Source organism: Pseudomonas syringae group sp. J309-1, assembly GCF_032582135.1.
GTDB classification, from domain to species: domain Bacteria; phylum Pseudomonadota; class Gammaproteobacteria; order Pseudomonadales; family Pseudomonadaceae; genus Aquipseudomonas; species Aquipseudomonas quasicaspiana.
The window spans coordinates 22207-47367 of record NZ_JAWHNU010000002.1 but is presented as its reverse complement, the minus strand read 5'-3'; the positions used below and the strand labels follow the sequence as shown (position 1 = coordinate 47367).

The window sequence follows — 25161 nt, the reverse complement described above, 5'->3', positions numbered from 1 at the left end:
CTGCCAATCATCTCAGGACTTCAGCAGCGTCTATTTTCCGCTGACAGTCGTCCTGTGCCACGAGTGCCCAGCCGGGAAACGCCTCCATGAAAAAACTCATCGCCATCGTTTTACTCGCAGCCGTTTCATCCACGGCCTTTAGTAAAGACATCACGACCATTCGTTTTGGCGTCGACCCCACGTTCGCTCCCTTTGAATCAAAATCGCCTCAAGGAACACTTGAAGGCTTCGATATTGATCTCGGCAACGCTATCTGTGCGCAGCTCAAAGCAAAATGCGTGTGGGTGGAAACCAGTTTCGACAGCATCATCCCCGCACTCAAGGCGGGTAAGTTTGATGCGATCCTCTCGGCCATGAGCATCAATGAAACCCGAGCCAAGCAGGTGACTTTCAGCGACAAGCTGTACAACTCTCCAACCCGGTTGATTGCCAAAGCCGGAAGCGCCTTGCTGCCAACTGCTGAGTCGTTGACCGGCAAAACTGTCGGCGTCGCACAAGGCTCCACCCAGGAAGCGTATGCAAAAGCCAAATGGGCACCCAATGGCGTGAACGTGGTGAGCTATACGAATCAGGATTTGATCTACCCCGAGTTGATCAACGGCCGTATCGACGCGACCCTGACTGACGCCGTGGTCGGTGACTCCGGTTTCCTGAAGACCCCGCGAGGCAAGGGCTACTCATTCGCTGGCGGACCGATCAGGGACAAAGTGCTGTTGGGCGAGGGCGTGGGTATCGGCATTAACAAATCCAATAAACAGATGATCGACGCGATCAACTCGGCATTGCGTGCCATTCACGAAAATGGCACCTACGACGCTATTCAGAAGAAGTACTTCAGCTTCGATATTTATAACGGCTGACAGCCGGTCTGCGAGCGATCCTCATGCCTAATCTATTTCCGACTCATCCCAGCTATCGAGGCCTGCGCGAGCGTTTTGTGCAGTCCGCCAAACAAGCCGGGGCGATCCTGTCCCGCTACGACCACCCGCTGCCCGGGCCTTTCGGGGAGCCGCTGAGCACAGACGTGGCATTGCTCGGGCAGCCGAATGCCAAGCGCGTGATGGTTATCATCAGCGGTACTCACGGTATCGAGGGTTACTACGGTTCGGATTGCCAACGCCGCTGGCTGGATATGCTTGCCACCCAGCAACTGCCAGCCGACACCGCCATCCTGATGATTCACCTGATCAACCCCTGGGGCACTGCGTGGATGCGCCGGGTCAACGAAGACAATATCGACATCAACCGTAATTATGTCGATTTCACACAGTCACTGCCTGACAACGCGGCGTACGCAGCGATACACGATGTATACACCTGCACTGACCTCGACGGAGCAGAGCGCGCAAAGACCGATGCGCGATTCAACTCGCTGATTGATGAGCATGGCTGGCCCGGGCTCATGGGCATCGTCGGCGCCGGGCAATATCAGTTTCCCGACGGCTTGTTCTTCGGCGGTCACGGCCCGAGTTGGTCGAACAATACGCTTCGCCATATCCTTGCTAATCATCTGGGTAGCGCAGAAGTTGCGATGGCATTTGACCTGCACACGGGCGCCGGAGACTACGGTCACCCTATGCTCATGACCATTGCCCAATCTCAATACCCGGCGCTCCCCGACGCGCAGGCACTGTTTGGCCCGTGGCTTTATACGCTGATTACCGGCGCCAATACCCTGAGCGACACCGGAGTCGCAGCGACTTCCACCGGCTATACATCCCAAGCGATGCTGGATGCCCTGCCTGACGTGCACCTGATGCCCTTTGTCATCGAGTGCGGCACCTGGCCCGGTCCTGATGTTCACGACAGCCTGCGTGCCGATCACTGGCTTCATCTACACGGCGACCCTTGCGACGCAACCGGCGAGACCATCAAGCGGGCATTACTGGAGCAGTTTTATCCTGCCGATTGCGATTGGCGCGAGCTCGTGTGGCTGCGAACCCGACAGATCTGGGAGCGAGCATTGGCTGCATTTCCGACGATCAAAATGTTGTAAATGTACCGGCCTCTTCTCGAATAAATCCGGTCCTGCCAGTTCTCTGTTTCCCTCGAAAAGCGTGGTGTCAGCAACACGCTGGCTCCTAAACAACAGCGCGAAGCCCAAGAGGAGTAACGCATATGTACTTACGCAATGCCTGGTACGTGGCTGCCAGCGACAGCGACATTGGCCATAGCCTGTACCCCACAACTTTACTGGGTGAGCCGGTGGTGCTGTTTCGTAAAACAGATGGCGACCTCGTTGCACTCGAAGACGCTTGTCCTCATCGCAAGCTCCCGCTGTCCATGGGCCGTCTGGACGGTAACCAGATCGAGTGCGGATACCACGGACTCACCTTCGACGGCCAGGGGACCTGCACACGGGCGCCTACCAGCGGGAGAATTCCGTCCCGGGCGCGAGTGCATAGCTATCCCGTTCACGTGCGTTACGGGCTGGTCTGGTTATGGATGGGTGAACCTTCCCTGGCAGACGTCTCAAGCGTGTGCGAGGTGCCGGAGTGGGGCGATCCGCAGTGGGGACTCAGCCGGGGTGCGAGCATGACGGTGCAGTGCAATTACCTGTACATGACCGATAACTTGCTTGATCCCTCCCATGTGGCATGGGTGCATCAGTCTTCTTTCGGCAACGCCGCCTGCGCTTCGGAGCCTGTAACCGCCACTGAAACGGCCAATGGCGTTATTGTCTCGCGGTGGATGCGTAACGTGGAGGTGGCGCCGTTCTATGCACAGTTCGTGACCTTTGACGGGCCATGCGATCGTCTGCAGCATTACGAAGTCCAGTACCCTTGCCAGGCAATCATCAAAGCATTGTTCACGCCGGCAGGTACCGGGCGGGATGAAGGTCCGCTGCATGCCGATGTTTTTCTGATGAACTCTTACAACTTCATGACGCCGGTAGACGAGCATTGCACCCGTTATTACTGGTTCCAGATGCGTAACTTCGAGCCAGGCGATGAGGGGGTATCCCGTCGTTTCGATGAAGATGTTCAACACGCTTTCGCCGAGGATCGCATTGTGCTCGAAGCGGTGCACAAAGGCATGATTAATCCCCGCGTTGCGCCAATCAATCTGCCCAGTGATGCAGGCCCGGTAAAGTTTCGGCGAGAACTGGCCAGGCGAATCAGTGCCGAAAGCGCTGAAAGCGAGCACGCCAGGCCCGCATCTACAGAACATCGGGTGATCGAGACGCTTAGCGTTTCCTCGTGATATGGCAGGCATTGCACTGTTTGGCTAAGCCAAACAGTCATTTAGCGAACTGCCCGTTTATCCGCCACCCGCGCAAACCTACAGTTGCCACCTGCAAAGCCAACTGAAGGAAAGACCCAATGACTGTCCGCGACGTAGTAACCCCGCCTGATCGCCATGCACTTTACGAACTGCATCGCTATTCCCCGGCGATCCGCAGCAACGGCCTGCTGTTCGTATCCGGCCAGGTCGGCAGCAGAACCGATGGCTCGCCTGAGCCAGAACTGGATGCTCAAGTGCGCCTGGCATTTCAGAACCTCAACGCGATTCTTGCTGCGGCGGGCTGTAGCTTCAATGACGTGATCGATGTGACGGTGTTCATGGTCGATCCGCACACCCATTTCGAACGTGCCTGGGCGGTGGTGGCGGAATACTGGGGGGAAGCGCCGTATCCGACGGCTACGGCGGTGGGCGTTACCTGGTTATCGGGTTTTCAGTTTGAGATCAAGGTGATTGCCAGGTTGCCCGAAGGCGCTTGAAAGGAAGTTCTGCGCTGACTTTGCCGCCTCTCCGCAGACCGGACTCACTGATCCGCTTTCAAAAAACGGCGGTCATGGTCTGCGGTTGGGGCGCGGCTGGAGTCGTATCTGCCGAACAATCGATAGCGATTCAGGGCGATTTTGTCGTACATCCAGTCCCGCAGGGCTTGCGGGATAACGCGTGCAACCGTCAGCCAGCGCCAAGGCACGCTCAAGCGCCCGAGGATCTCGAACATTGCCCTTGAGCGTATGAACACCTTGTTGTTCGAGATGAGCACGATGGTATTGAATTTGTCCTGAGGCAGCCCGGCCCACCCCAGCAATGCCTGGCCTTCCGGTGATTGCACCGTGGCTAGCTGAATTCGACGAGCCTGATCATTACGGATAACGAATCGTGCCCAACCGTTGCATAGTTTGCATGTGCCGTCGAACAGCACCACCGTGTCGTCTGGATTCAGGAACGGGGCAGGGGTGCTCGCTTGCATACTCATTGAGCCTGCTGCTTCGCTGTTCGAAGCGTGATGCGGGTCAGCTCTGACGGTATGCCCAATCGCAGGGCAAATCCGGGCCACAGGGCGGTGCCGTTGTTGACATAAAGCTGCATCCCGTCGACGTCATAAAAACCGGAAACAAAGCCCTCATTCGCCAAGGCGATCACTCGCTCAAGCCCCAGAATCATGCCGCCGTGGGTATGACCGGACAGCTGAACAGCCACGCCCTGGCTTGCGGAGAATTCTGCGTTTCTGGGCTGGTGGTCGAGCAGGATGATGGGTGTGTCTTTTGGCGCGCCTTGCAGCGCTTGCTTCAGGTCAGGCGCGGGGAAGCCGGTTTTGGGAGCTGTTACGTCCGTGACGCCGGCCAATACAATCTGTGCGCCGTCACGCTTGATCAGCGTGTGGCTGTTCGCCAGAGGGATCATCCCCAACGAAACGAAATGCTGCATCCAGGCTGCATTGTCGAAGAAGTACTCATGGTTGCCGGGAATGACGTACACGCCGTCAGGAGCGCGAAGATCACGCAGGGCGTCAATGTCTCGTGTCCGGTCACGGATCGAACCGTCAATCAGGTCGCCGGTGACGACGATCAGATCGACACCCAGATTGTTCGAGTCCTTCACCACCGCTCTTGTCCACGGCTCATCGAACAGGCGGCTGATATGCAAGTCCGTCAGTTGCAGAATCTTGTAGCCATCGAATTGTGGGGGAAGGTTGTTGATCGCTATCTCGATATCCTTGACGGGCGGAACCCGTATCGCCTGGTTCACACCGAGTGCTGCCAGCAAGAGCGCCGCAATACCAAATCCATAACGCAGGTTGGCTGGAATAGTCAGCCTTTGCCGCCGGATCAGCATCGTTACCAGCGTAATCAGGTCAACAATGATTTGTCCCACCGCGATGAGCAGAATCGAGCCGAAAGCCCAGTTGAACAGCATCACGACAGTTCGCGGAAATTCCGGGGAGAACACGCTGCCTGAGGAAAACCGGGAGTACAGGTGATATTGCGAGGCGAGCACCAGCAGCAACGCGACGGCGATTCTTGCCTGCAATTTCCAGGGCATTGGCAGGATGAAACGGACGATGACATACAGGCACGGCAGGCTGAACATGACATGAAACATTAAACGCGTTTCCTTTGACGGTGATCGTTGCTGGATGCAGCAGCTATTTTCACAGGCAACGCACCTTATCAGTTCCAGCCGAAAACCGTAGGGCGGTGTTAAAGCTGCAGCCTGCAGCCACTGAATTGAAATGCGTACTCACTGAAACAACACGTAACCATCTAAATTTACGCAGAAACCTGTGGGACCGAATTTATTCGGGAAGAGGTCGGTACATCCGCCACATCATCGTCGTCAGGAATACCGTCTCCCGGATGAATCCGGTCCCACTGGTTCTCTGTTTGCTGCAGGACACCGGGGCGGCTCTGATCAAAAAAACCGTCACTATCTGAATTCGCATAAACCTGTGGGATCGAATTTATTCGGGAAGAAGTCGGTACATCCGCCACATTATCGTCGTCGAGAATGCCGCCTTCCCGGATGAATCCGGTCCCACTGGTTCTCTGTTTGCCGCAGAAAAGCGTTGTGTCAGGGTCATTTGATCGGTTCATACACCTTGCGCGTAGCCTCGTATCGGTAATCAGTCACTATTTCCGGCTGATTACCGGCGGCAGGCACCGTCACTCGCAGCAACGGGAGGTCGCTGCCTTTCTGCGCAATGAACTCGAGCTTACCGGTCGTGTCGCCACAAGGAATGGCTCCGGCCGAGTCGGGCCCGCAATTGGCTTCGTTATTGAAACCGGCTTCGAGGGTTGCCAGGTAAGTCCACCATTTGTCGTCGGTATTCGACAGTTCTTGAGGATGGAACAGCAGTATCTCGATCGTTCGAATCCGCTCCCCGGACACCAGATACCATGTCGGCAGCGCCAGCAGCATGTCGCCTGATGGGGTATTCCACGTCTGCGGTTCACGCGTCGTGTCGACTTCGTTGCCTCGCTCGCTGCCGCCAAATTCGCCGATGTACGGTTCTACGCCTTTTAGCAACCACGGCGACTTGCTGCCGGGTTGGCTGGTGACAAACGTGGCATGCGCCATGGTTACTTTGGTATCCGGCGCAGGAAAGTCATTCTCGAGTTCGGCACCGTATTTGTCCGGTGTCTCCCAGACAAACCCTGTGTAATAGAGCGTTCCGTTCAGTTCGAACTGAAAACCGTACCAGTAATTGATCCAGCTGCCGTTGACCGTCGGGTATGACAAATCACCGTTCCCATCCACCCTGCTGATGTAATACATGATGCTGTCGGGGCGCGGTGGTTTTAACTGTAGAGCCGCTCCTGTGGCAGGATCCCTCGCGATGGGCGCAGGCGCCGCGGGTGCGGCGCCGTCGTCATGTGCCAATGCCGGCCCTGCCGCCAGTGCTGCCAGAGCGAGAATCAGTGGAATGGTTTTGATGAACATTGGATGTCCTTGGCCTGAGAGCGGCTACTGGTTTCAACAGCCTGTTTTTTCAAAAGAAGGTTCATGGCCTGCGTCCGCTGCCAATCATCAAGAGTGAAAGCACAGTCAGGAAGATTACGAGAATTGGTAATGCGAAGCTGAAAGGTGCAGCCTCGGAATAAGCCATAAGCTGCGTAATCATGAGTCCAGGCTCAGCGGTTGGAGGACTGACCCCAGCGCCTAAATAGGACAGTGTTGCTAAAGCCAGAATGGCTGAGGCAGCACCAGATGCGGAGAATGTCATGAGTCTTGATGACAACTCAGGCCATACATGTCGGCGTATTACGTAGAGTGAACCGTGCCCTTGCTGGCGGCTGTCTGCCACGTCCGGCGAAGCCAGCACAGTGCGTGACAGCTTTCGTGTCATACGGAAGCATTCAGTCCATAGCACCAGTGCGATAGCGCCATATACCGCCAGAAGATTTCCCGGAAATATCACGACGATCAGTAGCAACATCAGTAATCGGGGCAGGACCAGAAACACTTCGGCCAGCAGGCTGAGACATTTATCTATGACGCCGCCTGTCCAGCCGGCAAGGATGCCAAGCAGTATTCCGGGTACTGCGGCTGTGATGACACTAAACACAGCGAACCCTAGCGATAAGCCTACAGCTGCGGCTAGCCGCGCTAGCATGTCACGGCCCAGTTCGTCTGTGCCCAGGGGATGCCCCTGCACGGGACCTGACAGCAGCGCTGTGCGATCCATTTCCAGACTGCTTACCCCCCACATCAAGGGCACCAACACGGCAAACAGTATCAGCGTTGCGAGAATGGAGAATCCAATGATGCGAGGCAGGGCATGCGTCCTTGGAGAGTTGCTCTGGATAGCGGCTTCGTGGCTCATGAGTTTCTCCGACGAGAATCGATGGAGTGGTTTACCAGGTCAACAATGGTTTTCAGGAGCACGAACATCAGCCCGATAGCCAAAGCGCTACCCTGCATCATTCGTGAGTCGCGTTCGGCGATAGCGCGCACCAGTTCCATGCCGATTCCAGGCCAGGCAAAAACTGTCTCAACGACGATGATGCCTTCCATCAAATACACGAGTTGAGCGCCGAGAGCGGTGACTATCGGGCCCCTTATATCGCGTAAGCCGTGCTGCCTGAATACTGTGAATGCGCTGAGTCCTTCAAGTCGTCCGGAGGCGTAATGGGGCGCTGAAGTGACTGCTAATGTGGCGTCTCGCGCGGCAAGCGAAGACACTGCAGCCAAACCCAAGGCGAGGGTGACAGTTGGAAGGATTGAGTGAGCGAATGTGGCGTGCCCTTGAGTCGGCAGCAAACCCATGGCCACTGCGAAGATCAATATAAGAATAATCGCCAGCACAAATTGCGGAATTGCGCGTATTGCTGTGCTCAAGAGCAAAAGCGCGCGATCCGCCCATCCACCCCTGTGCAAGCCTGCAATGATCCCAAGCGGTGGCCCGATCAATAGGGAAAGTATCAACGCACCGACGGCCAGGGGGATTGAACTCCCCAGACTTTGAACAACCCTGTCCAGTACGGGCTCCCCCGAGACTATCGAACTGCCAAGATCAAAAGTCAGGACGTCACCCAGCCAGCCCAGAAAAAGCCACGACACCGACTGATCAGGGCTCAACGGCGTACGAAGCTGAAGGATTATGGATATGAACGTCAGTGTCCCAACCAGCATTGCAACCATGAATGCATGCAACAGGCGAAGGCTCAACAAGCGAATCATGCTGCGTACTCCTCGGCTAGTTCAGGTTGCGGATTACCAGTGATATACACCTTGTTTATGGAGCGGAAGATACTGTGCTGGCGCGACGGCTTTGACGGTAAGCCCGCTCCAGTGGCCGTATCTGTCACGGCAGGCGCACGTTCGCCGAGGGGGGTATTAATAAGCATTGGATGTCCATGTCTTGTGAATACGGAAGTCTGCTCGAGCCAGGCTCGTGCAAACCGTGCTTATGGGAATCACGGCTCTGCGCTACCACGAAATTAGGATGCGGGGCAGTGCACCCTTCGCCTGGAAGTCTTATGAGTGCATAAAGTAAATCAACGGCCAATATTTGAAATAGTACACCTGTACTATGTTTGCCTTTCCCGGGAAGTGTTAGGTTCAAACCATTGATCGGTGGCACCGCCTGTTACAAGTTCGCACGGTATTAAGAATCTTGATTTACAACAGGTGTGAAGTTCACGGTAAAACTACTGAAGGGAGTTGTTCGCTCTTGAACGGCATAATGAAAGTCTCGGCGGCAGTTGGTCTGGTCGCCTCCGCAGCGTGCATGACACTGCCCGGTTTGGCTGCGGGCAATAATACTGTTCAACCGAGTGCTGGCGAACTTGAAGCTCTATTGAAAGGCGTGATGAATTCGGCGTATGGCGCTGATAATTACGACGCCTCGCGAAAGTGCTGGAAGCACTCTTTTCAGGCAGTTCAGGACTCTTTGGATTACTGCATGCTGGGTACTGTTTCCAGAGTCGTCAGTGCCGAAAACGGCAGCACCGTTTACGTGCAAGCCCACAGTGATCCCGAAGCTGAAATATATTCCCAGGTTGATTCCGGACTGGAAGGGCTTTTTCTGGCTGGGCTGGACGCTAACCAGAATGTGAAGCTACTGGCCTCCAGGCCGGCAATCGACAAAGGGCAGGCAGGCGATTGCGGTTGCCTTGATGCCAAAGTCATTCAGGTCGGGCCTGACCGATATGGCTGGCTGTCTACCACGGGTGGTATCTGGCAGGGCGTGCAAGTAACTCGTTATTCACTTGAGGTTCCTGTCGGCAATGAAATTCGCGATGTTTCGGGGATTCCGCAGATCAGTGAAAACTCGCCGGATGAAACCCACGAACTTAAGATCAAAAGTGACGGCGGGGTGGTGGCAGGTATGTACCCTTTGGAAGTAGTCAGCAAACGCGGCGATAAAGTGCTCGACACACGGCTGGTGCAGTACGACGAAGCCAAACGGATTTACCCGTGGGCTCAATGAGTCGCAGCCGCTAATAAGCCATGCAGCAAATAATTGCCGCATGCCACAGCGACAGATCAGCTCAATGCAGGCGTCGCGTAACCCACGTCCTGCATCTGGTTCATTTTGAAACTCAGCAGTAATGAGCGAAGTTCAGCGGGGCGCACCGGCTTGGACAGTATCGGGATATCCGGATCGTTGAGCGATTGCTGTACATGCTGTAATTCATGACCGGTAATCACGATAGCGGGTATCCGTCGGCCATGCATTTCGCGCAGATAGGCAATGCTGTCAGCACCGGTCGCGGTCCGGTCAAGGTCGAAGTCGGTGACAACAAGGTCGCAATCCACGCGGGTCTGGGGGATCGCTGATGCGGTCTGCACATCGCAGCCCCATTTTCGCAGCAACATTGCGGTCGCTTGCAGAACGTTGTGGTTATCTTCAATCAGCAACACACGCAAGCCACCGAGCAGGCGTTTGTTCCAGTCGATATCAGGCGCTGGAACCACCACGTTGGCGGGTACGATGGGCAAGCCGTCAATGATCACGGATGTGCCGCACTCAGGCCGTGATTTGATGCTGAGTTGCAGTTTCAACAATCGGGCAATACGGCTGACAATACTCAGCCCCAGGCCGACGCCCTCGATGTCTTGATCTCGCTTCTCACGAACCCTATAAAACTCGTTGCACAAGTGCGGCAAATGTTCAGCCGATATTCCGCGGCCAAGATCGTAAACGCCAATGCTCAACTTGCCTTTATGCTGTCGGCAGCCAATCAGTACCGGTTTGTCTGGCGCATATTTGAACGCGTTTGAGAGTAGATTCTGCACCAGCGTGCGTAATAACGCGGCGTCACAGCGAACATGCTGGCGGCACGGTCGCAGTCGGACTTCAACGCCTGCCCAGTTGGCCGCTTCGCTATTCTGACTGACCAGATTGCTCAGTAAAGCGTCGACATCGATGGTTTCCAGATGCGGCTTCATATCGCCCTGATTGAGGGTGTAGATATCCAGCAACGATCGGAAAAGTTGCTCAACGGCGCTCAAGGCCCGGTCGATGTTGTCGACCAGCCGCCGCTCATCATTGCCCAGTTGCCCGTCGCGCAGGCAGGCGGTGAACAAACTGATGGAGTGAATCGGTTGACGCAGGTCATGACTGGCTTGTGCCAGGAACCGTGACTTGGCCTCATTCGCGGCCTGGGTTTCCTCAAGCGCGATATGCAGACGCGAGAGCAGGAAATAAACGAATAGCGGCAGCACCAGCATCGTCAGGATCATCATCACCGCAACGGCAGGGTGTTGCTGCAGGAAAGGTGTGAACTGGATGATCAGCGCCAGGGAGGCGAGGGCAAATCCGGTGGCCAGCAACAGATACGTGCGCCCGTAGCGCATGCCGTAGCCCACCGTCATGCTCAACATTACCGAATAGACGGGCAGCATCGCTTCGCCCCCGACGGTAATGGTGACAATCCCGGCCATATTGTCGACCACCAGGGCAAACATCCTCCGCGGAGTTGAAGCGCCGGGTTTCTGCGCGATGCGTATGATCAACCCCGTGTTGACGATACCGAAGGCCAGGCAATAAGCCAGAATCACCCACATCCGCGTAGCCGTCATATCGTCCATTGCATAGGCGATGAGCGTGTATAACGAGGAGGTGGCAATCACTGCCATGCGCAATAGAGCCTGAATCATCTCCAGGTCTTTGCATTTGGTGAGTATCGATATCATTGACATCGCAGCGCCTTATCCTGGAATTGGCCGAAAGATTGCCAGGCTGGATCACATAATGCGGTTATAACACCGGACTCTTTTGTCTTCCCTGAAGCGGTCCGTATGTTTTTGGTTGCCCATGCATAAACAGGGCGGGGCACTGGTCGTCTGAAACGTTGAGGCCGACGTGGAGTCAGCCCTGCATTACTTGATGACCAGGCTGGAAAACTGCGCGGCAGCGGCTGAGCGTGTTGGCACGCCCAATACCTTGAGCAGACTGGATACATGGATGCGCACAGTAAAAGGGGAAACACCCAGTTCCTTGGCGATTTCCTTATTGGTTTTTCCAGAGGCTACCAGACTCAGTACCTGTTTCTGGCGAGCCGTCAGGTGGCTGAGTATCTTCACGTCAGCATCGTTAAGGATCGAACCGCCTGGTTTGTATTTGACGACAATCTCACCTTCGCGGATAGCGAGGATGGATTCTGCAATTTCCTGGGGATCGATGTTCTTTCCGATAAAACCGTCCGCGCCATGTGACATGACGAGGGAGATGGTCTCCAGATCATCGACCATGGACACCACAATGATGGACGTGCGTTTGAATTCCGCGCGCAGTTCGGCAATGGCCTGCATCGAACTCAAACCGGGAAAATGCAGATCCAGAAACAACGTATCAACTTCAGTGCCGGACCGGGCCAATGCCAGCACCTCATCGAGATTGCTGGCCTGCTCAATGACCGACCCGGGTAGCAGTCGCTCGATGGTCCGAAACATACCTTCACGAAACAGCGGGTGGTCGTCAGCCACGATAATTCTGCACGACATTCGTCTGTCTCCGTAATTCGAGGGAGCATCATACATACGAGGACGCGGTCTGTATCAAAAGTGATACGCAGTCAGAGTGTGGTTTCGTCGCAAAGTTGCACTGACAAGGGAACTTTTCAGGCGAAAGTTTGTGTGCGGTTTCCCTGACGAGGGAGAAGCGAAGGGAATCTGTTGCTTAGGAAGCAGTGGCGCGGGGACGGATTCGGCAATGCCGGGCACTTAAGGTTCGAGTACAACGATCTCTGAGCATAGAACAGCTAGCCCGGCTGCAGACTAATATTTTTTGAAAACCGGATCAGTGCACGCTGAATAAATAACGCTGCATGGCGCGCCCCCATTTACTTGGCAGTCATTCGTTGCCAGATCAATTGCAATCTCCTCGCTTTCCGCCCCCTGGATATAGCTGATTGTTTTTGACGAAATCATGGCAGCACACTGATTGAAGAATACAAAATCCACTTCGCAATCTTTGGCTTCGCCTTGGGCGCATAGACGCATCGCCGACTCTCGCGCCTCGCGTTCAGAAAACTTGCCGACTGCACCGCCCGACTCGCCCGTCGCATCTGATCCCGCAATAGCGCCCCAGGTTTTGATCCATTCACCTGTAGGCCGGGGAGGAGCACTCTGGTTGTACTGAGGGTCGTCCGGCAGGCATTGCATGCTGCCCGCCTGAGCGCCCATCGGGCAGCGTGTCTGTGCTTCTGCATACATCCCGAATATCAACAATGGCAAGCAGGCGAAAGGCGCGATCTTTTTCATCTAAGGACCCCGGTCTTTGATACTTCACGCTTGAACCAACGCCGTCACGGCTGGTGTGCCTGTGACGGCGTTTAACGTCTTATACCTACTCAGCTTTCAAAGCGTACGTCGGGCCCCACGCCGAATCGCCCTGGACTTCGCGGGCCTTGATCTGGATTGGGCGGTAGGTAAGCCCTTTCAGGGTTTCCGCCAGTTTAGGCATGCCCCAGTCCGCAGGGTTGTCGGCTTTCCTGACTTCTTCGAGTTCCCCAAGCATTTGCACAAGGGCGACTTGTTTGAGCTCGCAACGCATCTGCTCCTGATCCGTCTGCTTGCAGCTTTTCTCTTTGAACGTTGCTGCGGGTGGTTCTGCGAAGAAGCCATCAATCAGAATGACTTCGCCAGCGGCGATATCAAAGGCGGCAAATTCCTTGTCCAGTTCGACCTTTACCGCACGGGCTTCGAGGGTCCGCTGCTCCGTGCTGGACACCCAGCCAGCGGCGGAGGTTTGTTGTTTGACGTCGTAGGATGATTTCCCCCAACTGGTGCATTCATTGTTAACAACGCGCCTTGAGGTGCAGTAATCCTCCTGAACTGTCTGATTGCGGTAGCTTGCGTCCTCCCATTTCTGACCGCGCTCGAACTCGTCGATGGTAAAGGATTTGAGCATCGCATGGCCTAGCGGCGATGGACTGATATTGCGTCCACCAGGGGTTTCGAAACCACGCGTTCGTGGCAAGTTGTAGCTCACGCCGCTGATTGAGTAATGACCAGGATCGACCAGATAAATCATGTACATCGTCCGCCCGAAAACCACCTGGAAGTAAGCGTGTTTCGGGTCGTCCTCGTCGCCGCGGTTTTTGGTGTCGTACCCCACCTTGAACATTGAAGAAGCACGCGAAGTATTCGTCCACTCGGTGGTGCCCGAGCGCATCCTCAGGAAGTTGGCGATGGAGTCATTGTTCTGAAAATCAGTGTGCAGGCTATCCAGGCTTGGGCTGGGAACAACAACGATCGCTTTGCCTGCACTTTTGAACTGCGCAAGCATTTCATCTGTTGCGCTATTTTGGGCAAATCGGGAGGCAGGCTGCGCTGGAACTGCCTGAGTAGTGCCGTATGGCGAGTAAGCAGCGTAGGGCGACGATGTCGCCGGTACGCAGCCGCTTAGCGCTACGCCACATATACTGGCGCTAAACAGCAGGAGGGCGTGAGTCGATAGCGTACTCATTTCAGCAACGTCCGGCAGCTTTCAACAATGCATTACAGTTTGCTGGTGCGGCGGCGGGTGCCGGAGTTTGATTGCCGGTCTGCTTTGCAGAACCCTCGACAGGACCGGAACACAGCGTGTCCGAATCAAGGCCGACGAGGGTAGTGTAGTAGCAGTTGTAAACACCCTTGTTTGTCTGTGCTTTGAACTTCACAGAGTCGAGCTCGCCGCGCTTGTCAAAAATCCGCACTTTCTCAGGCGTGGTATTAAGTGTGACGGCTGCCTTTTCCTGCAGACCGCTATCGCTGACCGTTTTCGACGCGATCATTCCGCAACCTTGCAGTAATAACACTGCGGTAACGGTGCCGAGTGCCTGGATGAGTGTCTTATTGGAGATCATGATGTCGCACCTGTTTAATAATGATTATGTTTATGCTGAGCCTCATGCTCGGCAAGGGAGTCCGGCCAAGAATTTTGCACAACTACGTTGATCTGCCACATAACTCAGGAGAGCTATTGTCTGGACGGTTAGGCCATCTAATGGGCACTGTCAGAACTTCCTGAACACAGGTTCAGTGCAATCGGTGTAAATAACGTGGCAACCGATACCGCCTCTGCTTGAACACGACTCAATAGAGTCTTCTTTGGTCTCGGATAGATCGGGGCCAGAGTTTGTTGAGCTGATGGGTGGCTTTGAATTTGATGTTGCGACTGCGACGCACTGATTCCTGTAGGTAAAGTGGGCGACACAACCTTTGAAACCTGCCTCCTGGCATTGGTCCACTGCGTCTTCCTCGGCCAGCTCTTTGGAAAGCATCCCGGTAGACGCCCATGCTTCGTTGGAGTTATCAGCTGACGCAATAGCCCCCCAGGTTTTAATCCATTCACCTGTGTAGCGAGGGGCAGGCGGCTCACCTCTTGAAGTACCTGAGTCAGCCCCGCATTGCGGGCTGCCCGGCGCGACCCCGGCAGGGCACGCCGTCTGACCAAAAGCGGATTGAGACGCTAGAAATGCAAGTAACCAACACAGTCGGGTACGACTCATTACATAGCCTGTTCGAAGAAAGGTGAGGTAAGCGGCGCATCTACAGCGACGGTTCATTATTCAGTTTTGACGTTAACGCCCAGTCAGTCGCCGGGACAATAGTACACATGTGCTATTGATAAGCGCTGACCAAGTGCCCCACTATTTCTGGAGGAATAATCAGGCCGCAGCACTCAAGTGCGCGGGCCCTTAATTGCAGTATTGGACTGCTAGTGAATAACGTGCTGGTTGAATGAGCATGTTGTGCATCTTGCAAGGACAGGATTGAAATAATGTTCAAGATGACAGTGGCGGCTTTGATGTTTTTAGCTGTTTCAGGTTGCGTTAGCCTTAATCCCGAGCGCGAAATGATCAAACAGCTCATAGGCAAGGATGTCAATGAAGCTAAAGGGTTTCTGTTTTCAACCATGGGCAATCCCGTGTATGAGCCAACTCCCGTACCCAGCATCATTGCCGATTCCATTCCGGGCAGTGTCGGGGGGTTATACCAATGGGAAGCGCTGGCTTATTACGAAGATGTGCCGGAGCAAACAGGGTCGTACCAGGATGTTGACTCAGGTCGGCCCGTCATTGTGCACACCTACGACTATAAACGCGTGAATCACTACTGCACGGTCAATCTCCAGGTCGACACTCGAAATATCATTAGAGAAGCGAAAGCGGTGGGTTCAGGGTGCACTCGGATGTCCAAGAGCTGGTATTTCGGTAGCTGACACAGGTCTCAACTGCTCGCACTGAATGAATGACGCCTCAGTACTTCCTGAAGTACGGTTCGGTGCAATCCGTGCCCCTGACGAAACATTGCGCCCCGGAGTCCTCTTGGCATTCTTGCAATGCAGTTCGTTTCGCAATGTCCGCGGTTTCAGCGGTGATGATCTTCCCGCCTGTACGACCTTTGGCTGCCTGTACGACAGCCACACATTGATTCTTATAAGTCATGTTGACCTTGCAGTCCGAATTCCCAAAGTCCGCACAGATTTTTATTGCTTCAGCTTCGGCGTCGTTTTTTGAAAATTTCCCGGTACTGCTGCCGATATCACCGCTTTCCGAACTAGCGATCGCCCCCCAGGTTTTAATCCATTCACCTGTTGGCCTGGGAGCGGCGTTCACTTCTGCCTGAGGATCATCCGGTATGCATTGGATGTTTCCCGCCTGGACTCCGATTGGGCATCGCGTTTGGCCCATGGCGGTGGTGGAGATAATCGAGCCAAACAGAAATACACACGAGAAAGAACGGAGCATTTAACAAACCTCGAGCTGGTATCTATTGGGCGCATTCAGCCCAGGTTGCTGCCACTTAGAATTTCTCGAAAACAGGGGGCGAGCACTCTGTTAACAGAACAGCGCAGGTGGAGTTTGTGCTGCTTTCACATTCCTTGACTGCGAGATCTGCGGCTTTCTCCCTCGGTCCTGTCACGGTTGCTGATTGCCCTGATTCGGCTCGGGCCACCGAGATGCATTGATTATAGAAATAATGCTTCGCCACACACTTGCCTGCACCAAACGCTTCGCACCGAGCGACCGCCTCTGCGGCAGCGTCGGATTTGGATAACTTGCCTGAGGCCAGTCCAATGTCTCCCGAACTGTTTGCGGAAAGAGCCCCCCAGGTTTTGATCCATTTTCCCGTTGGCTGAGGCGGTGAAGAGTCGCCTCTCGATGTGCTCGAATCAGGTCCGCATTGCGGGCTGCCTGGTGCTACGCCGCCTGGGCAAGCTGTCTGTCCTGACGAGGCAGTTGAGGCAAGCAGTGCGAGCAGTGTAAAAAGTCTGAAACGTCGCATTCTGAATGGCCCGGGATGTTTATCTGGGGAATGACGCAATCGACAGCGCGATAACGTGGGTCAGGTAATGAAAGTCGCTTCACTGATAGTTTTAATGGTTATTGCTATAGAGTCGGGTGCATGGGCCTATCGTGAAGTGACTCAGACCGATAAAACATAGTACATGTGTGCTATTGAAAGCCGGGCTGGCCTCCAAGAATAATGGCTGCAATTGCTCCTGCGCTTTATACCCATGTGGGTGTGAGCACTAATAAGATTTATTCGGCATTCCCGTGCCCCATTGCTCAGGAGAGCTGACGTTGCGCGGTATGGACTTAGCGTTTAATTCGCATAAAAAACAGGGTGCTTTCATGCGCGGGACCAGTGACAAGCTGTATGGAAGCGCGCCGGTGCGTTGCGTGATGGCGCTGGTGTTAACGTTTGCCTCGGTGACTACGGCTTGCGCCGAGTCCTCTTCTGCACTCACGGAACCCGTGGGTGGCTGGCGTTACAACGGCCTTCTTGACCGAAGTGAAGCACCGCGAGTCGCGTATCCCACACCTCCCATCGACCGCGGCGCACAGCGCAGTCGCACCATGATCGAGGGCCAGATCAAAGCCCTTGGCAAACAACGCGGCCCCAATGTCCTCTCGGTCAACGGCAACCCTTTGAACCTTTATACGGATGAGCAGGGGCGCTTTGCCCGGCCATACGCCTTTGGTGCGGGCTCCAACAGTGTCGAGGTGCGCAGCGCCGAAGGCAAATCCCTCAAGCGCGTGCAGTTTTATGAAGCCAACAACCAGCGCACGCCAGCACGCATTCGTGTCGTGCTGGGCTGGGATGATCCAAATGCCGAGCTCGACTTGCACATCGTTACGCCCGACGGCCAGCACGCGTTCTTCGCCCATCCAGTGCTGACCAACGGCGGCGGTCTGGATACCGACAGCGTGGATGGACCTGGCCCGGAGATGTTCACCATGACTGCGCCTTTGCAGGGCACCTACCTGATTTACGTGAATTATTGGGGCAACTACAGCAGTGGCGGCGGTTATAACTTCGATGAAACCAGTAACGAAAAAGAAGTGATTACTTCGCAGATAAACCTGGTGCTCAACGAAAACACTGTCAATGAAAAACGCGAGACATTCATCGTGCCTTTGCGTGGCATCGGTGACCTGCTCTTGGTCAAGACATTCAACTATTGATCATCCCCTCCCACGGATGAATTGGGTTTTGTGAACATGAGCGATAACTCGACTTCAGCGACTTCCGAGCCAACCGGCACGCCCGTCGTAAAACCTGTCCGACGCTGGCCATTGCTGTTGGGCGGACTGTGTGTGGTCGCCGGTGTTGCCGGTGCAATGGGTTGGCTGATGCTCAAACCCAAGGGGCCGATGGTCGAAATTGCCAGTGACAAACTGCACTTGAGCCGTCCGGATGGTTTGCTGGAAACCACTTCCTTGAGCCAGTTGCCCAAGGATTTGCTGGCGGTGCCGTTCCTGAAAGACACACTCACCGAAGATTTCGTTTTCTATTACGAAACCCATACTGATCGCCTTGGATTGATCGGTAGCCTGCGCAGAATCATCTACGAATATGACCTGACATTGCAGGACACCCTCATTGAGCAACTCCTCGATCAACCTGCGGACATCGCACTGTGGCGCGGCAAGGACGGGCGACTCAAAGACTTCCTTATGGTCATGGATCGAGGTGGCATGGCCAAGATGCTGGAACAGTTGCTCAAAGTGCTCTACGACCCGCAGCTGAGTGAAATCGGTGTGGTGAAGATCGGTTCCGATGAGGTGCCGCTCTATCTTTTGAATTACAACGCCAGCAAGTCGCTGGCGTTCGCCTCCTATGGCGACAAGCTGGTGGTGGTGTCAAATCCGAACAAAATCGCGGGGCGTGATTCGTCCACCTATGAAAGGGAACCCTCCACCCTGAGTCAGCCTTTGGGCCAGGAACTCGGAAAGTCCGCCCCGGAGTCGGGCAGCATTTCGCCCGAAGCCCTGGCCGCATTACTCAGTGGCGAAAAATTGTTCACCGAAGCATTTGGGCTGCAGCCACGCGCGCCGCAGGTCAAGCAACGGCTGTCGGTCAACGCCAGTGTTCTTGCCATGGGGTATCAGCGCTTCATTCCGAACTTCGCTGGCCTGCGTTTCGAAATGGACGAGAAGGGCTGGCACAGCTTTCTGGCGATGAACGAAACCGAACATCAGCCAGGCTTTGATTTCAAGCCGATCTGGCAGGCGATGCCCATCGGTGCCAGCGCATGTGTGGCTTTGCCCCTTGCGGCCGCGCAACAAAAACCATTGCTGGTAAAACTTGGAGCAGAAGAGCCGGTTGCGCAGGCACTGACTGCGCACATCTCTGATGCAGCGGGTCTTTGCTGGTATGCCGATTCGCGCTTGTACACGCCGTTGCTGGTTGCCCATCTGACCGACAAGAACAGCGCCAGACTGGACGGTGATTTGGGCAAACTGTTCGGTTCCATGGTCGGCTCCTACGAGGCGAATGCCGAGGGGCATGTGTTCCCGGTAGTGGAGAAGCAGCAGGGCGAAACTCATCAGTGGCAGCGACAAGTCAGCACCCGTTTTGGTCCGTATCTGGCCAGAGAGGCGGAAAACCCTGACGCGGTCAGCGGCAATGCGTTCATGAAGGTCAGTCTGGCGCGGCACGGTTCGACGCTGCTGTTCTCCCTGGACGACCAACTCCTGGACAAAGCCGTGGGCACCCTCGACAAACGTTTCCCGCCGCTGGCCGACGTGCTGCCCGGCGATCAACTGGTCCCGATGTATTTCAACCCGGGTGCAATCGCGCAACTTCTGCAGCAAGAAACCCTGGGCAGTCTGCCCAAGGACATGGAACCGGTTTTTTACAACGCCGCGCAGACGCATCTGATCCCGAAATTGCAGAAACTCGGTGGGTACGGCAAGTACGCGCTGACACTGCCGCAAGGTACTGAACCCGATGGTCAATGGCAGTGGTTGCCATTGGAGTGGAAGCCGCTGTGATTGCTCTGGGTCGAGGCCTTGCTCTGCTGGCGATCTTGCTCGGCAGCCCTGCATTTGCCAGTCAGATTCCAGCGCTCGACGCGCAGCAGTCTCAGGTATTTCGTGCCTGGTTCGTACGTATTGCTCAAGAGCAACTGGCCCAAGGGCCTAGCCCACGCTGGTATCAGCAGGATTGCGCGGGCCTGGTGCGCTTTGCCAGCAATGAAGCACTGAAGGTTCACGATGAAAAATGGCTGCGCAGCAATGGCTTGTCCAATCGTTACCTGCCGCCGGAGATGCAACTGAGCGACGCTCAGCGAGGGCTCGCCCAGCAATGGCAGCAAGGCGACGGACAAACCGGCCCCTACGTGAATGCGATCAAACTGATTCAGTTCAACAGTCACCTGGTCGGGCGCGACATGGCTCAGGCCCGACCCGGTGATCTGATGTTTTTCGATCAGGGCGATGACCAGCACCTGATGATCTGGATGGGCCGCTACATCGCCTATCACACTGGCACCACGACACCCACTGACAACGGCATGCGCTCGGCAAGCCTGCAGCAACTCATGACATGGAAGGACACCCGATGGATACCCGACGCTGCCAACCCGAATTTCATCGGCGTCTATCGACTCAACTTTCTCTCCCAATGATCGGTGCCCGCATGCCGCGTATTTGCTCTCTGATTACATTGTCGCTGGCACTGTTGCTGCCTATGACCAGCGTCAACGCCGACGACAGCGTCGAGCCAAGCGGCTACAGCGCAGTACCGGGAGAAAGCTTTTTTCTACTGGCGGACAGCAGTTTTTCCAGCGATGAGCAGGCCAAAGTACGCCTGGAAGCTCCGGGCCGTGACTATCGCCGGTTCCGCATGCAGCCTTACGGCGGCGCGGATATCCGCGTGTATCGCATCGACAAACCCATGGACTTCCTCAAGCGCCAGAAAAACCTGCACCGCGTGGTCAGTGACGGACAGTTCAGGGGCGAAGGGCTTTCCAACACCCTCGCGTATCTCTGGGACAGCTGGTATCGCCAGTCCCGACGCGTCATGCAGCGTGCGTTTTCCTATGAGTCCCGCAAGCAGGTCACCGAGGAAGTGCCTGAGCTGAAGATGGGTAACGCCATGGCTGCGCCTACACCCTACGAGGCCCAAGCGCAGTTCGCACTGATCCCCGGCTTGCCAGTGGTGAGTCAGTTCCGTTACCCGATCTGGGAAGCAAAACCGATCCAGCCACCGGTTGGTGTTGACCTGAACGGCTCGTCCAGCAAGTTCATCAAAGTCGTGCCCGGTAACGTCTACATCCCGCTAGGCAAGTTAAAGCCCGGGCTGTATCTCGTGGAGGCGCTGATCGGCAAGTACCGCGCCACGACCATGGTGTTCGTCTCCAATACCGTTGCGGTGAGCAAAGTTGCCGGTGATGAGCTTCTGGTGTGGGCTGCCCGCAAAAACGAAGGCAGCCCGGCCGAGAAGGTCAATGTGCTCTGGACCGACGGCCTTGGCGTGATGAGCAGTGGGGCGACTGATGCCCAGGGTTTGCTCAGACTGAAACACGTCAGCCCCGAACGCTCATTCGTGATCGGTGAAGACCAGGAGGGCGGTGTTTTCGTTGCAGAGAATTTCTATTACGACAGCGAGATCTACGACACCAAACTCTTCGCGTTCACCGACCGGCCGTTATACCGGCCCGGAGACTGGGTCTCGTTGAAGATCGTCGGGCGGGAGTTCAAGAATGCTCGCGATTCCGTGGCGCCAGCCGCTGCCGATGTTGACGTGACCATCCTCGATGCCACCGGTACTGCGCTGCAGTCGCTGGCCCTGAAGCTTGATTCGAAGGCGGGCACCCAAGGCCGTTTTCAGCTTCCGGACAATGCCGTTGCCGGTGGTTACGAAGTGCGTTTCAGGTACAAGGATCAGGCCTACAGCAGCGCGTTTCGCGTAGCGGAGTACATCAAGCCGCACTTTGAGATAGCCCTGAACCTCGCCAAACAAGACTACAGCATCAACGAGCCGGTGAAAGGCAACCTGACCTTGCTCTATCCGGATGGCAAGCCGGTGGCAAATGCAAAGTTGACCATGAGCTTGCGCGCCCAGCAGCTTTCGACTGTCGATAATGAGCTGCAATACCTTGGGCAGTTTCCGGTGGAATTGAAGAGCGCCGAACTCACCACTGACGCGAAGGGTAACGCGACGCTGGACCTGCCGCCGGCGTTCAGCCCTAGCCGCTACATGCTCACCGTGTTTGCCAGTGACGGTGCGGCGTATCGTGTCCGGACCACGAAAGAAATCCTGATTGACCGGGGCGCCGCCAGCTACCGGATTACCACCCCGCAACGGTTCAGTGCTGTGGGTGAAAAGGTTGTCTTCGGCTATTCGAACGAAGGTGGCAGCGAGCAAACCCGGTCCGTCACACCCGCCAGCTATAAATGGGTGCGACTGGAGGACCAGACCAGTGGCGGTGACAAACTCGTCGCGGGGAATGAAGGTTTCAGCGTTACCTTTCAGCAACCAGGCACTTACAACCTGACGTTGATGGATGAAAGCGGTCGTTTGCTGGGGGCCACCGGCCATTCGGTAAGCGGTGACGGCGTGAAGGCGGTAGCGGGTACTGTTGAAGTCATTTTCGACAAGCCCGAGTACACCGTCGGCGACGAAGCTACTGCGCTGATCACCTTCCCTGAGCCCGTCAGCGATGCGTTGCTGTCTCTGGAACGCGACAAGGTTGAAGCCACGGCGTTGCTGTCCAAGGGCGGCGACTGGTTGAAGCTGGAAAAGCTCAACGATACCCAGTACCGGGCGCGAATTGCCGTGAAGGACAACTTCGCCCCGAACCTGACCTTTTCGGTGCTGTACACCAAAGGCGGGCAGTACAGCTTCCAGAACGCCGGGATCAAGGTCGTTGCACCGCAGATCGACGTAGTCATCGCCACCGACAAAGACGCTTATCGGCCGGGCGACACTGTGTCCGTGGACCTGACGACCCAGTTCGCAGGCAAGCCGATTCCCGCGCATCTGACGGTCAGCGTGGTCGACGAGATGATCTATGCGCTGCAGCCGGAAATTGCGCCTGCCATCGACCAGTTCTTCCACCACCCGCGCCGCAACAATGTGCGCACCAGTGCCAGCTTGTCCTTCATCAGCTACGACGTCGCGTTGCCCGGCAGCCCGACCGCGCCCGGCAAGGCCAATCGCAGCGATCGCAGCGTAAAAGTGCTGGAGCGGCCACGCCGTGAGGACGTTGACACCGCTGCGTGGGAGCCTGAACTGGTGACCGATGCAAACGGCAAAGTGCGCTTCACTTTCAAAATGCCGGACTCGCTGACTCGCTGGCGCATCACTGCCAGGGCCATCGATCAAACAGGGCAGGTCGGTCAGAAAAAGCAATTCGTGCGCTCGGAAAAACCGTTGTACCTGAAATGGAGCGGGCCAACCCGATTCCGCGCCGGAGATAAACCGGATCTCGGCGTGTTCGCGTTCAGCCAGGCCGACCAGCCGGTCAAGTCAGAACTCGTGACCCACTACGCGGGAGCCGAGCAGCGCATACCGGTGACCTTGAACAAAGGCATCAACTACATCGCATTGCCTGCATTCTCCCTCGCAAGCGGCGAGTGGAAGGCCGAGTTGGTGCAGGACGGTAAAACTGCTGATGCGCTGGCCGTAAGCCTGACCGCCACTGGTGAGGGCTGGCAGGTCACGCAGAGCCAGAGTCTGGACGCGGTCAGTGGCGATACACCGCTGACCTTGCCAGCCGATGCCACCGCCATTCGACTGCGTCTGGATGACAGCTCACAAGCGTTGTTCCGCTCGGCACTGGATGATCTGCTGAGCTACCCCTATGGCGGTGTCGAGCAGATAGCCAGCCGTTTGCTGCCACTGGGCATGGCGTATCCAGTACTGTCATCTGATCCGCAAATCAGAGACCGCTTGCGCTTGATCATGCAAAACAGCCGTTTACGTCTGGTGCATCTGGCGGGGCCGTCGGCAAGCTTTAACTGGTGGGGCTACGGCGGTGAGCCGGACGCGTTCCTCACGGCTTACGCTTACTATGCCGACTGGCACGCGAGCAAGGCGCTGGAATTGTCGCTGCCGCCCGAGCACTGGCAACGCGTGCTGAATGTCTATGCGAAGCAGGCCGGTAAAACGCCGCTGTTGCAACGCGCGCTGATCCTCTCGTTTGCCAGACAAATGCAATTGCCGGTCAATACGCTGCTCAGTGGCTTGATGGATGACCTGGCTAAAGCCGGCGAGGGTGCTCAGGCCAATGTGATGGACATGGATGAGGGCAGCATCGTCATGAATGCTCCGGATTCTGCTTTGGGCCTCGCAGCCGCGCGGGTCATGACGGCTTCGCTGGCCAGGCAGAACAAGGTGATCATGCCAGAGGCGTTCAGTCGCCAGTTGCCGGGTGCCCAGCAGCGTCTAGATGTCAGTTCCGAGCCATTCGCCGAAGCCTTGAACCTGTCGCTCAAAGCTTTTGATCAAGAGCGTGCGCGTGCGTTGTTGCAGCGTTTGCTGCCTCAGCAATCAACCCTTGAGCGTGCTCTGGCGTTGAGCTGGTTGCAGCGCAGCATCGAGCAGGCGTCGCCGACTATCGCGCTGGCGCCAGGCGAAGGCTGGAAGAAGCGCTACGGTGCCAGCGGTGAAATGTACTGGACATGGGAAGGTGCCACTCCCGTCCCTTCATCGTTGTCATTGGCCGGAGCCCAGGAACGCCCTCTGCGTGCATTGCTCAGCTACCAGACCCGACAGCCTGCGGTGGAGCCAATGCCTGTGACCGTCACTCGCCGACTTTCTCGTCTTGTGCCGGGCACTGAAGCGTTCACTTTCAGCCTCGAAGCCGTCGACGGCAAACCGCTGTCCAGTGACAGCCTCTATCTGGATGAAGTCATCATCACCAGTAAGGCTGCCAAGCCACTGCGCTACGGCATGATCGAAGTGCCATTGCCGCCCGGCGCTGATATCGAGCAAACGACCTGGGGTATCAAACTCCAGGGCAAGGCGGGCACGGAAGCGGCGGCGCTTGAGAAAGCGCGTTTCGAGCCGGGCCAGCTGGGCTACGCGATTCCGGTGGATGCCTTGAGCGGTGAGTTGCGCATGCGGCATCTGGTGCGTTTCTCGCAAAAAGGCCAGTTCAATCTGCCGCCAGTGCGCTTCACCCAGGTCTACGCACCGCAGCATCAGGCCCTTGAGCAGAAACCAGCATACGGCCAGATCAAGGTCAATTGA

General features: G+C 56.0%; 23 protein-coding genes. 10 read left to right on the top strand and 13 right to left on the bottom strand.

All coding sequences use genetic code 11. From position 1 onward, the window contains the following. The first annotated feature begins 86 nt into the window (after positions 1 to 86). The 4 genes from RX972_RS01400 to RX972_RS01385 all read left to right on the top strand — a co-directional run bounded on the left by RX972_RS01400 (position 87) and on the right by RX972_RS01385 (position 3722). The gene (locus tag RX972_RS01400; protein WP_316872268.1) at positions 87 to 860 is read left to right on the top strand and encodes an ABC transporter substrate-binding protein; all 774 of its coding nucleotides are present in this window, start codon (positions 87 to 89) and stop codon (positions 858 to 860) included. 23 nt (positions 861 to 883) lie between these two features. Further along, positions 884 to 1996 carry a DUF2817 domain-containing protein gene (locus RX972_RS01395; RefSeq protein WP_316872267.1) on the top strand — a complete coding sequence of 371 codons (1113 nt, stop codon included), beginning with the start codon at positions 884 to 886 and terminating at the stop codon, positions 1994 to 1996. Positions 1997 to 2118: 122 nt separating this feature from the next. Next, positions 2119 to 3204 carry an aromatic ring-hydroxylating dioxygenase subunit alpha gene (locus RX972_RS01390; protein ID WP_316872266.1) on the top strand — a complete coding sequence of 362 codons (1086 nt, stop codon included), beginning with the start codon at positions 2119 to 2121 and terminating at the stop codon, positions 3202 to 3204. Between the two features lie 119 nt (positions 3205 to 3323). Then, positions 3324 to 3722 (top strand): RidA family protein, encoded by a 399-nt coding sequence (locus RX972_RS01385; protein ID WP_255877230.1) that lies wholly within the window; start codon positions 3324 to 3326, stop codon positions 3720 to 3722. 44 nt (positions 3723 to 3766) lie between these two features. Here RX972_RS01385 and RX972_RS01380 read toward each other — a convergent pair whose 3' ends face one another. The 5 genes from RX972_RS01380 to RX972_RS01360 all read right to left on the bottom strand — a co-directional run bounded on the left by RX972_RS01380 (position 3767) and on the right by RX972_RS01360 (position 8379). After that, on the bottom strand, positions 3767 to 4207 hold the full coding sequence (locus RX972_RS01380) for a thiol-disulfide oxidoreductase DCC family protein (protein ID WP_316872411.1): 441 nt from the start codon (positions 4205 to 4207) through the stop codon (positions 3767 to 3769). A 2-nt stretch (positions 4208 to 4209) separates the two neighbouring features. Continuing rightward, positions 4210 to 5340, bottom strand: a complete 1131-nt coding sequence (locus tag RX972_RS01375) for a metallophosphoesterase (protein WP_316872265.1) — start codon at positions 5338 to 5340, stop codon at positions 4210 to 4212. 474 nt (positions 5341 to 5814) lie between these two features. Then, positions 5815 to 6678, bottom strand: coding sequence for a hypothetical protein (locus RX972_RS01370; RefSeq protein ID WP_316872264.1), 864 nt, complete (start codon positions 6676 to 6678; stop codon positions 5815 to 5817). A gap of 61 nt (positions 6679 to 6739) precedes the next feature. Continuing rightward, positions 6740 to 7561: an ABC transporter permease gene (locus tag RX972_RS01365; RefSeq protein WP_122808126.1), complete on the bottom strand. Its 822-nt coding sequence runs from the start codon at positions 7559 to 7561 to the stop codon at positions 6740 to 6742. Continuing rightward, complete coding sequence (locus RX972_RS01360) at positions 7558 to 8379, bottom strand: ABC transporter permease (RefSeq protein ID WP_316872263.1); 822 nt, start codon at positions 8377 to 8379, stop codon at positions 7558 to 7560. Before RX972_RS01360 ends, RX972_RS01365 begins: the two co-directional genes overlap by 4 nt. Before the next feature lie 532 nt (positions 8380 to 8911). Between RX972_RS01360 and RX972_RS01355 the strand changes: the two genes are divergently transcribed. Next, positions 8912 to 9670 (top strand): hypothetical protein, encoded by a 759-nt coding sequence (locus RX972_RS01355; protein WP_316872262.1) that lies wholly within the window; start codon positions 8912 to 8914, stop codon positions 9668 to 9670. A 56-nt stretch (positions 9671 to 9726) separates the two neighbouring features. Here RX972_RS01355 and RX972_RS01350 read toward each other — a convergent pair whose 3' ends face one another. From RX972_RS01350 to RX972_RS29360, 6 genes are all read right to left on the bottom strand, one after another. Continuing rightward, the gene (locus RX972_RS01350; RefSeq protein ID WP_316872410.1) at positions 9727 to 11343 is read right to left on the bottom strand and encodes a hybrid sensor histidine kinase/response regulator; all 1617 of its coding nucleotides are present in this window, start codon (positions 11341 to 11343) and stop codon (positions 9727 to 9729) included. 222 nt (positions 11344 to 11565) lie between these two features. Beyond that, positions 11566 to 12189, bottom strand: coding sequence for a response regulator (locus tag RX972_RS01345; RefSeq protein WP_027898257.1), 624 nt, complete (start codon positions 12187 to 12189; stop codon positions 11566 to 11568). 273 nt (positions 12190 to 12462) lie between these two features. Next, the gene (locus RX972_RS01340; RefSeq protein WP_122395255.1) at positions 12463 to 12948 is read right to left on the bottom strand and encodes a DUF4189 domain-containing protein; all 486 of its coding nucleotides are present in this window, start codon (positions 12946 to 12948) and stop codon (positions 12463 to 12465) included. Positions 12949 to 13033: 85 nt separating this feature from the next. Continuing rightward, a complete protein-coding gene (locus RX972_RS01335; RefSeq protein ID WP_316872260.1) occupies positions 13034 to 13975 on the bottom strand; it encodes a hypothetical protein in 942 nt (313 codons plus the stop codon). 181 nt (positions 13976 to 14156) lie between these two features. Continuing rightward, the gene (locus RX972_RS01330) at positions 14157 to 14534 is read right to left on the bottom strand and encodes a hypothetical protein (RefSeq protein ID WP_122395253.1); all 378 of its coding nucleotides are present in this window, start codon (positions 14532 to 14534) and stop codon (positions 14157 to 14159) included. A gap of 150 nt (positions 14535 to 14684) precedes the next feature. Further along, the gene (locus RX972_RS29360; RefSeq protein WP_122808122.1) at positions 14685 to 15179 is read right to left on the bottom strand and encodes a DUF4189 domain-containing protein; all 495 of its coding nucleotides are present in this window, start codon (positions 15177 to 15179) and stop codon (positions 14685 to 14687) included. A 272-nt stretch (positions 15180 to 15451) separates the two neighbouring features. On the opposite strand from RX972_RS29360, the gene RX972_RS01325 reads away from it, so the two are divergent. Continuing rightward, positions 15452 to 15892, top strand: coding sequence for a hypothetical protein (locus RX972_RS01325; protein WP_027898261.1), 441 nt, complete (start codon positions 15452 to 15454; stop codon positions 15890 to 15892). Between the two features lie 37 nt (positions 15893 to 15929). Here the strand turns inward: RX972_RS01325 and RX972_RS01320 are convergent, their stop codons facing one another. Both RX972_RS01320 and RX972_RS29355 read right to left on the bottom strand, forming a co-directional pair. Further along, positions 15930 to 16421, bottom strand: a complete 492-nt coding sequence (locus RX972_RS01320) for a DUF4189 domain-containing protein (RefSeq protein WP_122808121.1) — start codon at positions 16419 to 16421, stop codon at positions 15930 to 15932. 55 nt (positions 16422 to 16476) lie between these two features. Next, positions 16477 to 16959, bottom strand: a complete 483-nt coding sequence (locus RX972_RS29355) for a DUF4189 domain-containing protein (protein WP_410478184.1) — start codon at positions 16957 to 16959, stop codon at positions 16477 to 16479. A gap of 401 nt (positions 16960 to 17360) precedes the next feature. On the opposite strand from RX972_RS29355, the gene RX972_RS01315 reads away from it, so the two are divergent. The 4 genes from RX972_RS01315 to RX972_RS01300 are packed head-to-tail and all read left to right on the top strand — an operon-like array spanning position 17361 to position 25161. Beyond that, positions 17361 to 18143, top strand: coding sequence for a YfaP family protein (locus tag RX972_RS01315; protein ID WP_316872409.1), 783 nt, complete (start codon positions 17361 to 17363; stop codon positions 18141 to 18143). A gap of 36 nt (positions 18144 to 18179) precedes the next feature. Next, positions 18180 to 19955 carry a DUF2138 domain-containing protein gene (locus tag RX972_RS01310; protein ID WP_316872258.1) on the top strand — a complete coding sequence of 592 codons (1776 nt, stop codon included), beginning with the start codon at positions 18180 to 18182 and terminating at the stop codon, positions 19953 to 19955. Next, positions 19919 to 20590 carry a DUF1175 domain-containing protein gene (locus RX972_RS01305; RefSeq protein ID WP_217664448.1) on the top strand — a complete coding sequence of 224 codons (672 nt, stop codon included), beginning with the start codon at positions 19919 to 19921 and terminating at the stop codon, positions 20588 to 20590. Before RX972_RS01310 ends, RX972_RS01305 begins: the two co-directional genes overlap by 37 nt. Further along, complete coding sequence (locus tag RX972_RS01300; protein ID WP_316872408.1) at positions 20587 to 25161, top strand: alpha-2-macroglobulin; 4575 nt, start codon at positions 20587 to 20589, stop codon at positions 25159 to 25161. The genes RX972_RS01305 and RX972_RS01300 overlap by 4 nt, the downstream gene beginning before the upstream one ends.